The sequence below is a fragment of the Streptomyces sp. CBMA156 genome, assembly GCF_014596515.1.
Classification (GTDB): domain Bacteria; phylum Actinomycetota; class Actinomycetes; order Streptomycetales; family Streptomycetaceae; genus Kitasatospora.
Window position 1 is genome coordinate 1 of the sequence record NZ_MSJQ01000373.1, and the last position, 13,002, is coordinate 13,002.

General features: G+C 74.2%; 13 protein-coding genes and 1 pseudogene. 6 read left to right on the forward strand and 8 right to left on the reverse strand.

Annotated features, from left to right (window positions below; all coding sequences use genetic code 11):
* Positions 1-535: 535 nt before the first annotated feature.
* Positions 536-1,354, reverse strand: coding sequence for a methyltransferase domain-containing protein (locus BU198_RS32410; RefSeq protein ID WP_188294941.1), 819 nt, complete (start codon positions 1,352-1,354; stop codon positions 536-538).
* A 164-nt stretch (positions 1,355-1,518) separates the two neighbouring features.
* On the opposite strand from BU198_RS32410, the gene BU198_RS32415 reads away from it, so the two are divergent.
* Positions 1,519-2,706, forward strand: coding sequence for an FtsX-like permease family protein (locus tag BU198_RS32415; RefSeq protein ID WP_223245260.1), 1,188 nt, complete (start codon positions 1,519-1,521; stop codon positions 2,704-2,706).
* A complete protein-coding gene (locus BU198_RS42900) occupies positions 2,699-4,045 on the forward strand; it encodes a sensor histidine kinase (RefSeq protein ID WP_317620417.1) in 1,347 nt (448 codons plus the stop codon). The genes BU198_RS32415 and BU198_RS42900 overlap by 8 nt, the downstream gene beginning before the upstream one ends.
* Positions 4,046-4,123: 78 nt before the next feature.
* On the opposite strand, the gene BU198_RS32430 is transcribed toward BU198_RS42900, so the two are convergent.
* Together BU198_RS32430 and BU198_RS32435 are read right to left on the reverse strand one after the other, a co-directional pair.
* Positions 4,124-4,792, reverse strand: a complete 669-nt coding sequence (locus tag BU198_RS32430; protein WP_188300417.1) for a response regulator transcription factor — start codon at positions 4,790-4,792, stop codon at positions 4,124-4,126.
* Between the two features lie 78 nt (positions 4,793-4,870).
* Positions 4,871-5,173 (reverse strand): annotated as a pseudogene (locus BU198_RS32435) (TetR/AcrR family transcriptional regulator); the annotation flags it as partial.
* On the opposite strand from BU198_RS32435, the gene BU198_RS32440 reads away from it, so the two are divergent.
* Positions 5,139-5,696 carry a serine hydrolase gene (locus tag BU198_RS32440; RefSeq protein WP_188300418.1) on the forward strand — a complete coding sequence of 186 codons (558 nt, stop codon included), beginning with the start codon at positions 5,139-5,141 and terminating at the stop codon, positions 5,694-5,696. The pseudogene BU198_RS32435 and the gene BU198_RS32440 sit on opposite strands and share 35 nt — an antisense overlap.
* Before the next feature lie 110 nt (positions 5,697-5,806).
* Here BU198_RS32440 and BU198_RS32445 read toward each other — a convergent pair whose 3' ends face one another.
* Entirely contained in the window at positions 5,807-6,337 is a 531-nt protein-coding gene (locus tag BU198_RS32445; RefSeq protein WP_188300419.1) for a DUF5959 family protein, read from the reverse strand.
* Positions 6,338-6,701: 364 nt separating this feature from the next.
* A complete protein-coding gene (locus BU198_RS32450) occupies positions 6,702-7,700 on the reverse strand; it encodes a ScbA/BarX family gamma-butyrolactone biosynthesis protein (protein ID WP_188300420.1) in 999 nt (332 codons plus the stop codon).
* A 460-nt stretch (positions 7,701-8,160) separates the two neighbouring features.
* On the opposite strand from BU198_RS32450, the gene BU198_RS32455 reads away from it, so the two are divergent.
* Both BU198_RS32455 and BU198_RS32460 read left to right on the forward strand, forming a co-directional pair.
* Positions 8,161-8,871, forward strand: coding sequence for a ScbR family autoregulator-binding transcription factor (locus BU198_RS32455; protein WP_188300421.1), 711 nt, complete (start codon positions 8,161-8,163; stop codon positions 8,869-8,871).
* 249 nt (positions 8,872-9,120) lie between these two features.
* Positions 9,121-9,975: a BTAD domain-containing putative transcriptional regulator gene (locus tag BU198_RS32460; protein WP_188300427.1), complete on the forward strand. Its 855-nt coding sequence runs from the start codon at positions 9,121-9,123 to the stop codon at positions 9,973-9,975.
* A gap of 188 nt (positions 9,976-10,163) precedes the next feature.
* On the opposite strand, the gene BU198_RS32465 is transcribed toward BU198_RS32460, so the two are convergent.
* The gene (locus BU198_RS32465) at positions 10,164-10,640 is read right to left on the reverse strand and encodes an SgcJ/EcaC family oxidoreductase (protein ID WP_411293259.1); all 477 of its coding nucleotides are present in this window, start codon (positions 10,638-10,640) and stop codon (positions 10,164-10,166) included.
* Positions 10,641-10,665: 25 nt separating this feature from the next.
* On the reverse strand, positions 10,666-11,382 hold the full coding sequence (locus BU198_RS32470) for a TioE family transcriptional regulator (protein ID WP_188300423.1): 717 nt from the start codon (positions 11,380-11,382) through the stop codon (positions 10,666-10,668).
* A gap of 190 nt (positions 11,383-11,572) precedes the next feature.
* Between BU198_RS32470 and BU198_RS32475 the strand changes: the two genes are divergently transcribed.
* Positions 11,573-12,733 carry an erythromycin esterase family protein gene (locus BU198_RS32475; RefSeq protein ID WP_188300424.1) on the forward strand — a complete coding sequence of 387 codons (1,161 nt, stop codon included), beginning with the start codon at positions 11,573-11,575 and terminating at the stop codon, positions 12,731-12,733.
* Here the strand turns inward: BU198_RS32475 and BU198_RS32480 are convergent.
* Positions 12,646-13,002: LysR family transcriptional regulator substrate-binding protein (locus BU198_RS32480; RefSeq protein WP_188300425.1), on the reverse strand; the 357-nt coding region annotated here is incomplete at its 5' end. The two genes, BU198_RS32475 and BU198_RS32480, sit on opposite strands and share 88 nt — an antisense overlap.

The following is a 13,002-nucleotide window of genomic DNA, read 5'->3' on the forward strand; positions in this document are numbered from 1 at the left end:
GTCGGGCGCGGCCCAGGGGTCGGCGGGGGCGGGCTCGGCGGGGGCTTCGGGCTCGGCCGGCTCGGCGGTGACGTCGGGGGTGACGGCGTCCGGGGCGGCGGTGTGCTTGCGGAAGTCCACCCGCGGGTCCTGGCCGGCCGCCGTCTCGGCAGCCGCCGTCTCGACAGCCTCCGCCGCAGCCGCCGGGTGACGTCGGGGGTGACGGCGTCCGGGGCGGCGGTGTGCTTGCGGAAGTCCACCCGCGGGTCCTGGCCGGCCGCCGTCTCGGCAGCCGCCGTCTCGACAGCCTCCGCCGCAGCCGCCGCCGGGTCCGCGTGCGTACCGGCCCCCGCGACCGCGGGCGACTCCGGCCCCGGGACGGGCGGCTCGGACTCAGGCTTGGACACGTGGACTCCCCCAACCCGCCGCGGCGGGCACTCGGCTCGGCACTCGGCACCATGGCTCGGACCCGAACGGGCCCGATCTGAACGGTCGCGCGACTTTACCCGATCTTTCCGAACGCCTGCCCGTCCTCCCCGGCCCGCCGTCCGCCCGCTCAGCCGCGGGCCAGGACCTCCCCGTGCAGCATCGAGAACCAGCCGTCCCCGGCGTCGCTCCACTCCCGCCAGCCGGCCGCGATCCGGTCCAGCTCGTCCGGCTCCGCGAAGCCCCGCTCGACCGCCGTCCGGCCCAGCGCGGTGCCGGTGACCCGGTCCGCCCACATCCCGCCCCACCAGGCGCGCTGCCCGGGCGTCGCGTACGTCCAGGTGGTGGCGCTCGCGGTGACCTCGGTGAAGCCGGCCGCCCTGGCCCAGGACAGCAGCCGCCGGCCGGCGTCCGGCTCGCCGCCGTTGGCGCGGGCGGTCCGCCGGTACAGCTCCAGCCACCGGTCCAGCGCGGGCACCTCGGGGAACCAGGTCATCGAGGCGTAGTCGACGTCCCGGGCCGCGACCACCCCGCCCGGCGCCGTCACCCGCCGCAGCTCGCGCAGCGCGGCCACCGGGTCGGCCACGTGCTGCAGCACCTGGTGGGCGTGCACGACGTCGAACTCGCCGTCCCGGTACGGCAGCCGGTGCACGTCGGCGCGCTCGAAGACGACGTTGGACAGGCCCCGCCCGGCGACGTACCCGGCGGCCTGCTCCAGCACCTCGGCGGAGGTGTCCACCGCCACCACCCGCCCCTGGGGGCCGACCAGCCCGGCCAGGTCCGCGGTGATCGTGCCCGGCCCGCAGCCGACGTCCAGCAGGGACTGCCCGGGCCGCAGTCCGGGCAGCAGGTAGCCAGCCGAGTCGGCGGCGGTGCGGGAGCGGTGCGAGCGCAGCACGGCCTCCTGGTGGCCGTGGGTGTAGACGGCGGCGGGCTGCGGTCCGGTCATGAGGTCCCCCTGGGCGTGGTCGGCTCCGATGTTCCGCGACGCCCCCGACGCTACTCGCCGTCCCGCATTCCGAGAAGATCTGTCTCAGATGTCGAACGGGGGGCGCCGGGGCGGGACCGGCCGGCCGTACCGTGGAGGCGCCCCCGACAGAACGGTCCCCGCCCATGCCCGGCCAGCGCCCCTTCGTCCTGCTGAGCGCCGCCGTCTCGCTCGACGGCCACCTCGACGACGCCTCCCCCGACCGGCTGCTGCTCTCCGGCGCCGCCGACTTCGACCGGGTGGACGAGGAGCGCGCGGCCGCCGACGCGATCCTGGTCGGCGGCAACACCCTGCGCGCCGACAACCCCCGGCTGCTGGTCGACGACCCCGGGCGGCGGGCCGCCCGGCTGGCGGCCGGCCGGCCGGCCGCGGAGCTGGACAAGGCGGGGCAGGCCTCGCTGCTCGGCTCGCTGGTGCTGCTGGTCGCGGTCGGACTGCTGGGGCCGGTCGCGGCGCGGGCGCTGGCAGCCGTGCTGGGTGCCCCGGCGCGGGTGATCGTCCCCGGGGCGGGCTGGCTGGCGGACGCCAACCTGCGCGGCTACGCGGCCCGGCTCGCCTCGGCGGTCGTGCCGGTCGCGCTGCTGGTCGGGCTGTCCGGCACCATGCTGGTGCTGACCAGCACCGCAGAGCACGTCGCCCGGGCGACAGGTGCCGCGACCAGCGTCACCAAGGAGAGCGACATCTGGCTGCGTGAGATGGAGCTCGCACTGCTGGTCTGCTTCGCCGCGGTCTCCACCGTCAACACCCTGGTGGCGCTGACCGCCGACCGGCGCCGGGAGTTCGGGCTGCTGCGCCTGGTCGGGGCGAGCAGGCGGCAGCTGCTGCGGATGCTCTCCGTGGAGGCGGCCCTGACCACCGCGATCGGCGTGCTGCTGGGCGCGGCGGTGGCGGCCGCGGCCTCCGGGGCGTTCAGCCTGGCGGTGACGGGCTCGGTGGTGCCGGTGGTGCCCGGTACGGCGTGCGCCTGGGTGGTGCTGGGAGCGGCGGTGCTCACCGTACCGGGGATCGTGGGCACGGGTCTGTGGGCGGTCGGCGGTTCGGCGGTGGAGTCGGTGGGCGGGGCACGAGGGCGAGAGGAACGGGACGAGGGCGAGAGGAACGGGACGAGGCGGTCGACGACGGGAGAGCCCGGGACCGGGCGGATCGGTCCGCTGGTGGGCGGTCAGGGTGGTCAGGGCGGTCAGGGTGGTCAGGGCGGAGAGGGAGACGGGCGCGGCGACTCCGGGGTGCCCGGAGGTCCCGCGGGTTCCGGCGGTGTCTGGTGGATGCTGGGAGCCGGTCGGCTGACGAGTGGTGAGGTGGACGGTGGTTGAGCGGCGGCGGTACCGGTCGGTGCCCGGTGGTGAACTGGCCTTTGCGGTGCTCGGGTTGCCGCTCGGGGTGCTCGGCGGGGTGTACGCCGTCGCCGTCCTCTACGCGGGGGCGCTGCTCTCGCTCACCGTGCTGGGCCTGCCGTTCGTGGTGGCAGTGCTGGCCGGGGCGAGGAGGCTCGGTGGGCTGCACCGGTGGCTGGTGGGGCGGCTGCTCGGGGAGGAGGTGCCCGCACCGCCGCCGCTGCCGCGCCCGTCCGGGCTCTTCGCCCGGGGCCGGGCGGTGCTGACCGATCCGGTGGCCTGGCGGGCACTGGTCTACCTCCTCCTGCGGCTGCCGCTCGGCGTCCTCGGCTTCCTGGCCGTGGTCGGGCTGCCGCTCGGCGGCGTCTGGCTGGTGGGGTTCCCGCTCTGGGCTCGGATGATGGAACCGGGGCCGAGGTCGATCGGTCTGCTGGACCTGGGCGCGATCCCGATCGGCCTCGTGGTGCTGGTCGCCGTACCCGCGGCGCTGCGTGCGCTCGGGGGAGCGAACCGCGCGCTGGCCCGTACGCTGCTCGGCCCGGCGCGCTCGCAGCAGCGGGTGCGCCAGCTGGAGCACGCCCGGGCCACCTTGCTGGCCGAGAACACCGATCGGCTGCGGCGCCTGGAACGCGACCTGCACGACGGCACCCAGGCGCAGCTGATCGCGCTCGCCATCACACTGTCGCTGGCCGACGACGTGCTGGCGGAGAGCGTGCCGGCAGAGGATGTGTCGGCAGCGGACGGCGCGGGTCACGGGGGCGCGGTGCACGAAGGCGCCGTCCGCGGCGGTGCGGCCGGCCGGGATCCGGCGCGCGAGGCCGGGCACACGGGTCCGGGTGGGCCCGACCTGCGGCGGCTGCGCGCCCTGGTCGACCGGGCCCGCGCCCAGACCGAGGACACCGTCACCGGTCTGCGCCGGCTGACCAAGGGCATCCACCCGGTGGCGCTGGACGGCGGGTTGGCCCAGGCTCTGCCGGGGCTGACCACCACTTCCCCGGTACCGGTCGGTGTACGGCTGGACCTGCGGGAGCGCCCGGAGGAGGTGATCGAACGGGCCGTCTACTTCTGCGCGGCCGAGCTGCTGACCAACGTGGCCAAGCACAGCGGCGCGCGGTCGGCGGAGCTGAGCGCGAGCGTGGCCGACGGGAGGGTCCGGCTGACGGTGCGCGACGACGGGCACGGCGGTGCCGCGATCGGTGCGGGCACCGGGCTGGCGGGCCTGGCCGAGCGGCTCGCGGCGGTGGACGGAGTGCTGCGGGTGGACAGTCCGCCCGGCGGGCCGACGGTGGTCAGCGCGGAGCTGCCCAGCCGGTTGTGAGGGGCACTCGGCTTCGACGGGCGGTCAGTCAGCCCGCCGATGGCGGACGGGCACGGCCGACGCCGTCGAGGCTTCGGCTCAGGAGGCGCCGCTCTCCGCGAGGTAGGCGAGCACGGCCTTGACCCGCCGGTTGTCGGCGTCGGTCGCGGGCAGGTCGAACTTGCCGAACACCGCCGCCACGTGCTTCTCCACCGCCCGCTCCGACACCGTCAGGAGCGAGGCGATCGAGCGGTTGGAGTGGCCTTGCGCCATCAACTCCAGCACCTCCCGCTCGCGCGGGGTCAGCGCGTCCACCCGGCCGCGCCGCCCGCCGTGCAGCAACCCGTTGACGATCTCCGGGTCGAGGGCGGTGCCGCCCGCGGCGACCCGGTGCAGGGCGTCCACGAACTCGGAGGTGCGGGCCACCCGTTCCTTGAGCAGGTAGCCGATGCCGGCGGCGCCGTCGGCCAGCAGCCGGGCCGCCCAGGCGCTCTCGACGTGCTGGGAGAAGACCAGGATGCCGACCTCGGGCAGCACGGCCCGGATCTCGATCGCGGCCCGGATGCCCTCGTCACTGTGGGTGGGCGGCATCCGGATGTCCACCACGGCCACGTCGGGCCGGTGTTCGGTCACGGCGGCGACCAGCTCGGGCGCCGTCCCGGCGGTGGCGACCACCACGCACCCACGGGCGGTGAGGAGTTCGACCATGCCATCCCTGAGGATCACCGAGTCCTCGGCGAGCACGACGCTGAGCTGCTTGTCGATCATGCCGCCATTATCCGGTCCGCGCGGCGGACGGCAGCCCGCCGGTGCGCGGATGGCGAGCGGTGAGGCCCAGCCCATTCGTCATTCGTTCGTCCGAGACACTCCCGAGCCGGTCGGCGGGGTCGGGCAGATGGCGGCCTCGATGTGGGCGAGTTGGGCGGCGAGGATCTCATCGAACGCCGCGCGGCGATCCACGCCGAGGGGGCGGACGTCGCGCGCGAAGTGGGCCAGGGTCGGGAAACGCTCGGGGTCGGCGCCCAGAACTGCGACGCGGAACAGCTCCGTGCCCTGTTCGTGCTCTTCGGGGGTGACGGTGCTGACGCCGGCTTCGGAGGCGATCAACGCGGCGATGAGGACCGCGATCCGGTGGTATCGCGCCGGGATGCCGGGCCTGTTCGCCGAGGTGCGAGACGGCGACCAGGTCTGGCGCGGCGCCGCCGGGGTCGCCGGGGTCGCGGATATCGCCACGGGCCGCCCCGTCACCGCCGACATGCGGCACCGCGTCGGCAGCGACATGTCCTGGGTAGGGCCGTCCGCCTCGCTGATATCGACCGTCACGGACCTCAACCGCTTCTTCGGCATGCTGCCGGCCGGGGAGATCGTCGGTCCGTCGTCGCTGGCGCAGATGCGACGCACCGTCCCGGTCGTCTCCCAGGAGGGGAAGACCATCGACTACGGGCTCGGCCTGCACCCGATGGACGGTCCCGGCCAGGGCACCTTCTGGGGCCATGGCGGTACGGTCTGGGGTGGTGGAGCGCCGGCCATGACCCGCGCCGACGGCAAGCGGCAGATGTCCGTCGCGGTGAACCTCCAGAGGTGGAACAGGCTCGACGCCTCCGGCAGGCCGCAGCCCCATCCCATCGACGACGCGCTTTCGACGCTGTACCGCGTGGCGATGTCCGGCTGACCGGTCAGGAAGCCGGTGGTGCCCGGCGACCGGCCGGGACCGTGGGCGAGGGGCTGGTGACACCGTCCGGTCCGTACCCGGACCACGTTGTCCGGAGACCCGGCGGCGCGTCAACTCCCGTCGACCGGCCTCCCGCGCCAGGCATGGATGCCGGGGGAGAGCTCGACCACCTCGGACGGGTAGGCGTCCCGTACGAGCGTGAGCAGTGTGCGCTGCTCGTCCAGCCAGCCGGGTGCGAGGGAGAGCACGACCCGGAGCGTGACGCCCGAATCCTCCGCGTCGGAGACCGTCACCCGGAGCCCGCCGGGCCGTCCGGGTTCGATCCGCAGCTCGGGGCCGTGTTCCTCGTCCAGCCAGCGGACCGCGGATCCGCGCCCCAGCCGGTCCAAGGCCGTCTCCCACTGCCCGAGATGGCGTTCGGTCACCAGGGTGACGAAGTGCCCGCGCACCGAGTCCGCGGTGACGGTGATCTCGCAGTCCAGCCAGTCGTGGCCGAGCAGGGACCCGGGGGCGTGCCGGCCGAGTACCCGCACCCGGACGCTCCGGCCACCGGTCCGTCCGTCGCGGCCGGGGGCGTCCTCGGTGCCGGGGCGGTCGGTCAGTCTGATCAACTCGTTCTGCTGCGAAGCGGCTTCGCTCACGGCGTGCTCCTGTTGGCAGCGGATCCAGGGGCTGACATCCTCGCGCAGGTGTTCGCCCCGGAGCCAGTCCGGGAAAGCGGTCGGTTTGCGGCCGTGGCGGGCCCCACGAGCCGTGGGTGCGAGGGGCCGCCGCCGGGTGGTGTCCGTCGGCACGCGGACCGCCCGCCCGATCGCGGGACGGGTCGCCTACGCGCGGGACGGGTCGTGCACACGCAGGACGGCCCGCCGGACCGGGGGTCGGGCGGGCCGTCCTGGCGTACCGCGGGGTGTGCGGGCTGCTGCGCGCTGCCGCGGTCGTGCGGACCGTCCGGCCGTACCGGATGCCCGGTCGGTGCGGCGGCGGGCGTCGCGTGGGCCGGTCGGGTCAGCGGTGGTCCGGGTGGCCGGTGAGGACGGTGGTGAAGATCGGCTCGCCGTGCTGATGGCCGGTCACGGTGGTGGTGAGGGCGTCCGGGTCCTCGCCCGGGGTGTGCCGCGCCGTGATGACGGTGGGCGCGTCGTGCTCGGCGTACCGGTGGAAGGTGGTGGCCGCGGCGGTCGGCATGACGGCGACCGGGCTGGTCAGCGCGTTGGTCGCCTGGCGGGCCGCCTCCAGCAGGACCATGCCGGGGATGTGGTCGTTGGCGTGGTCGAAGAGGATCGGGTGCCAGAAGTCGGGGGTGAGGTGCCAGGTGCCCGGCGCGTCGGCCGGGGTGAGCACGACGTCGCACGGGCGGAGCCGGCCGACCCTGGCCGGCGGCAGCGGCTCGCCGATCTCCTCGGGTGCCGCCGGGAGGCCGGTCTCGTGGCGTCCGCGGCGCAGCCGCTGGTAGGTCGAGTCCGGGACGGTGGTGAAGCGGGCGTTCCCGGTGCCGGCCAGGTGGGGGCCGCGCCGGACGACGGTTTCGAGGGTGAAGTCGATCGTGGTGCGGGTGCGGCGGGGCTCGGCGCTGAGCCGGACCTCCAGCGTGAGGTCGGTCGGCGCCGCGCCGATCAGCAGCTGGCGCGGCCGGGTGGTGTAGTCGAGGTTCCACATCATGAACTTGTGGTCGAGCGGTACGCCGAACCGGGTGTGGGCGAGGTAGAGCCCGGCTTGGCGGATCGTTTCAGCAGCTTGGATCGGGTCGTGCCGGGTGCCGTCCGGGGTGCCGAAGAAAGTGTGTGCCCGCGGCCACTGCGCGGTGACCGCGAAGGTGCTGTCGGTCAGTTGCTCGCTGCCGGTGAGGAAGACCTCGGCGTGGCAGGCCCGGTGGACGTACTCCTTGGCGACGGTGCTGGTCAGGCGGGGTGCCGGGGCCGCTGCCGCGGCCGGGTCGGGAATCGTTCCGGAGTCCGTGCCGGTGACGAGGACGGGGGCAGGCGTGCGGAAGGCAAGCAGGGTCATGGGGAGCGCTCCGAAGGGCCGTGACGGGCGGGGTGGGCTGCTCAGGGCTCGTAAGATACGTACCTACCGGTTTGGTTTTCAAGGAGCCAGAACAAAGGTTCGTCATCGGCCGAGCGTGGTCGGGTGGGCACGGTGGGTGGGCGCCGCTCGTCGCCGCGCGACCGTCCCTTCGGGGCGAACCATCGTGACCAGGAAGGATGTCACCGAACAGACTTGACAGGTTCATGGTTGTGGCAGGACGGTTCGTCGGTGCGGCGGCCGGAAGTGAGGGCTGTTGTTCCGGATGGGGAGGCCGCCGGAGCGGCGTAGGTCGCCTGTTCGACTCGTACCGTCCATGCGGTTTTGGTGCGCTTGAGGACGGCCTCATGTGACCTGGGACGCAGGGATCCCGCAGGACTCGGCAGGTAAGATACGGGGTGTTTGGTTTTGTTTGCCGAGCGTTTCGGGTGGGGTGGTTGCGGTGGTGCGGCAGGAACGGGCGGTCCGGACGCGTCGGCTGATCCTGGAGGCGGCGGCGTCGGTCTTCGACGAGTACGGGTACGAGGGGGCGACGATCGGCGAGGTGGTGGCCAGGGCGGGAGTGACGCGTGGCGCGGTGTACTTCCACTTCGCGTCCAAGCGGGAACTCGCCCAGGGCATCGTCGACGAGCAGTTCGGCCGCGACGAGATCCCCGAACGGCACTGCAAGCTCCAGGAGTTCGTGGACCTCGGGATGGCGGTCGCCCATCTGATGCCGCGCGACCCGGTGCTGAGTGCGGGCGCGCGGCTCTCCCTCGGCCAGGACGTGTTCGGCGACTTCAGCGGTGGCGCGGCGCCCGGCTGGATCCAGCGGACCGAGATCGTGCTGGAAACCGCCGGCCGGCGCGGGGAGTTGCTGCCCCACGTGGTGCCCGCCGAGACGGCGTGGCTGGTCACCGGGGCCTGGACGGGCGTGCAGATCCAGTCCCAGAAGATGTCCGGCCGGATGGATCTGGAGCGCCGGATCGCCGTGATGTACCAGCACCTGATGCCGAGCATCGCGGTGCCCGGGGTGCTGGCCACGCTCGACCTCGGGGTGGACCGGGGTGGCCGGGTGCTCGCGGAACTGGCGGCGGCCCGGGCCGCGGGGGCGGTGGAGGCCGTTGCGGGTGAGGCGGCCGGAGCGGACGCGGGCGGTGCCGGCCCGGCCTGAGGCCGGCGTCGTTGGGCGCCGTTCGGTGCCGGGTCGGCAGGTCGGGGCCCCAGGCTGGAGGGGATCGCTCCGCCCCAAAACAAACAGCGCGTTCGGTTTTGTATTGACAAACCGTCTGTCCTGTTTTTGGATTGGTGTCGGGTGCTCCACCGACCTTCCAGCGGACCTGCGCGGACGGTGAGCAGCGGAGCGCCCGCCCGGCCGGCGGCCGTCGGGGCCGCCGATCCGTCTGGACTTGGGGTGGTCGTCGTGGAAATCCGGGTGCTGGGGTCCTTGGGGGTCCGACTGTGCGGGGTGTCGGTGGTGCCCTCGGCGCCGAAGCCGAGACAAGTGCTCGCCCTGTTGGCCTTACGGGCCGACCAGGTGGTGCCGGCCGGGGTGCTGGCCGACGAGCTGTGGTCCGGCCATCCGCCGCGCAGCGCACGCACCACGGTGCAGACGTACGTGCTCCAGCTGCGCGACCTCATCGAACGGGCGCTCGCCCAGGGTGACGGCGGTCCAGGAGCCTCCTGCGCGAAGGACGTCCTGGTCACCTCGGCCGGCGGCTACATGCTGAACAGCGGCGGCGGACTGGTCGACCTCCAGGAGTTCGACCGCCTCGCCGGACACGGCTACCGGGCCATGGACGGCGGCGACTTCCCGCTCGCCGCCCGCCAGTTGGGCGAGGCGCTCGCGCTGTGGCGCGGTCCGGCCTTCGCCGACGTCCCGGTCGGCGGCCAGCTCGCCGTCGAGGCCAGGCGCCTGGAGGAGACCAGGCTCTGCGCGCTGGACCAGCGGATCGAGGCGGACCTTCGGCTGGGCCGGCACCGGGTGCTGCTCGCCGAACTCACCGTCCTGGTCGACCGCTACCGCACCCACGAGAGCCTGCACGGCCAGTACATGATCGCGCTGCACCGCTCCGGCCGCCGGGGCGAGGCACTGGAGGCCTACCAGCGCCTGCGGAACACCCTGGTCAGGGAGTTGGGCATGGAGCCGTCCGCCATGCTGCGCCGGTTGCAGCGCTCCATCCTGCTCGCCGGTCCCGAACGGCCCGACCAGGAGCAGCCGGGCGCACTCGCCGACGGTGCCGCCGTCCGCACGCCTCCCCTCACCCGGGTCGGCTGAGCCCGCCCGGAGACTGGGCACGTCGAGTGGTGCGGGCACGTCGAGCCCCGCCCGGCCGAGTCGGGCTGATCGACCCGCGCGGGCTGAGCCGATGCGGATCCGGTCCGCTCGGGGTGGGGCGCCGAGGGATGGCCGAGACGCCGCGGCACCGACGACGTTGCGCCCGGCCGAGGGTGTGTGACGAGTCGTCAGCCGGCGGGCACGCCGGTGTTCTGGCAGGCGTGCAGCAGCCACCGTCCGTCGTGCTGCCTGGTCATGACGTACAGCGGGGCGCCCTCCGAACCGCCCTGCGGCGAGTGGTAGACCTGCCGGACCTTGACGGCGGCCACGTCGGGGCGGAGGAACCGGATGTGCACCGGTTCGTAGGTGACCTGGCCGTCCCAGTTCGCGGTGGGCAGCACGGCGCGGGTGAACTCGGCGATCGCGTCCAGGCCGAGGAGGACCTTTCCGTGGGCGGTCGTCCAGACGGCCTCGGGGTGGAACAGGGCGAGGAAGGCGTCCGGGTCCTTGGCGCGCTGGGCGCGCTCGACGGCGGCCACCACGCGTTCGATGGCCGCGATGTCCGCGTCCTCGGTGTGCGCGTTCCTGGCGTCCGTGGGCTCGGCCACTGGGGGCTCGGGGGCTGTGGGCTCTGCGGCTGTGGCTCGGGTGGTCATGCGGATCACCCTGGGCCTTCAAGTGGCCTTGAGGTCAAGCCCGTCCGGGCGTCACGGGGCGCAGCGACAGGTAGTCGTCGAGGCGGGCCGAGGCGGTGAGCATCGCCAGGCCGCGAGTGGTGAGGCGCTGCTGCCAGCCGTCGAGGGCGGCGGACAGTTCGCCGGTGCCGCCCGCCGTGCGGATCTGCCGGAGCACGGTGGCGATGTGGTCCAGCAGGTAGCCGCCCCGGCGGAGCAGATGGGCGAGTTCGGCGTCCCGGACGTCGGCGGGGAGGTAGCGGCGGTGGCCGGTGGCGCGGTCCCGGGCGGGGGTCAGGATGCCGGCGGCCTCCCAGGCGCGCAGGGTCGCGGGGGTGACGCCGAGCCGGTGCGCGACCTCGCCGACGCTGCGGGGGCCGGGCAGTGCGGGAAGGGCCGTTCCGGCGGCGCCGTCGCCCAGGTGTCCGACGGCCTCGCGGACCGCGCTGAGGGTCTCCCGGTCACGCAGCAACTGGGCGTGTCCCAGGTCGAGTTCGGCGAGGGCGTCGCCGAGCCGGTCGGTATGGACGGCGGTCATCACCGAACCCGCGGTCGGATGCCCGTACGCCGGGACGAGGGCCAGGTAGGCGCGCAGGGCGGAGGCGTGCAGCCCGGTGTAGATCCGGTACCCGGCGGGTGTGCGTTCGGCGGGCGGGAGGAAGCCGTCGCGTTCGTAGTTGCGGATCGCCTGGGTCGAGATGCCGTGTTCGCGCGCGAGGTCGGCGGGTCTCATGATCGTCTCCCGTTCCGGGCCGACCGGTCGCTCCGGGCCGACGGGGCGCTCCGGGCCGACGGGTCGTTCCGGGTGGTCCGGTCGTTCCCGGCCGTCGGACTGTACAGGGCGGTTTGAGACTTTCCACCGGAACTGAGCGCCTGTGGTCCGAAAAGTTTCAACCGTTCCCTCAAGGATACGCTTGAGGTCCATGAACCAGGACATGCATGACTTCGTCACCCCGGCGTGCGAGCTTCTTGGCCTCGGTGAGCCGACGCACCAGGAGCCGGCGTTCGGGCGGGTCCGCAACGAGCTGTTCGCCCGGCTGGTCGGCCGGGGCTTCCGGTCGATCGCACTGGAGACCGACCGGGTGGCCGCGTTCGCCGTGGACGCCTACGTCCGGGAGGGTGTCGGCACCCTCGACTCGGTGATGTCGGAGGGCTTCACCCACGACTTCGGTGCGCTTGAGCCCAACCGCCGACTCGTCGCCTGGATGCGGGAGTTCAACCGGGAACGGCCGCCCGGCGAGCGGCTGACGTTCCACGGCTTCGACATCCCGACCGAGAACACCAGCGCCCCCAGTCCCCGCCCGTACCTCCAGCACGCCCGCGACTACCTGGGGCTCGACCTCGGTGTCGACCTCGCCGAGCTGGCGGGTGAGGACGAGCGCTGGAGCCGTACGGAGGCGGTGACGGACCCGGCCCAGTCACCGGGTGGCTCGGCCGAGGCGGCGAGGCTGCGCTGTGTCGCGGACGACCTCCTCCTCCGACTCCACATGCACGCACCGGAGTTGATCGCCTCGACCTCCTCCGCCGAGTGGTTCGAGGCCCGCGCGCGACTGGCGGCCGGGATCGGACTGCTGCGCTACCACGCGCAGTCGGCGGTCCCGGGGCTCGCCCCGAGTGCCCGGCTCGGCGCCCTGCTCGGTGTGCGGGACGCGCTGATGGCGCAGAACCTCCTGGACATCCGGGAGATCGAGGCCCGGCGCGGACCGACCCTGGTCTTCTCCCACAACCTGCACCTGCGACGGACCCCGAGCACCTGGGCGCTGGGCGAACTGGACTGCCGGTGGACCGGCGCGGGCCGCATCGTCGGCTCGCTGCTGGGCGAGCGGTACGCCTTCGTCGCCGGGAGCCTGGGACGCAGCGAGGCACTCGGGCTGGCCGACCCCGCACCGGGGACGTACGAGGCGCACCTGCAAGGATCGGGTGCGGCCTGGGAGTTGACGAGCCCGGCGCTGCCGGACGGAGCCCGTACCCGCACCGGGACCGAACCGCGGCCGGGCTACTTCCCGCTCGACCGGGAGGTCCTCGACGGGGCGGCCGCGGTGCTGCACATCGCCGACGGGGCTGCGGTGCCGGCCGCTTCCTGAGCGTCCGCCGGCCCCGGATAGGCCCGCCGCAGGTGGGCCACCAGGGCGGCGGTCGGCGGTGCGGCGGGCTGCCCGGCCGGCCAGGCCAGCGCGATCCTGACCCGGGGGACGGGTTCGGTGAGCGGACGGACGCGCAGGCCGGGCACCGGGCCCGGGTCCGGCAGGACGGCCACGCCGAGCCCGTGGGCGGCCAGCTCGGCCAACTGCGGTGGCGCGGCCGCCTCGACGCCGATCGACGGGTCGACGCCGGCCTCGGCCAGGGCGCGCTC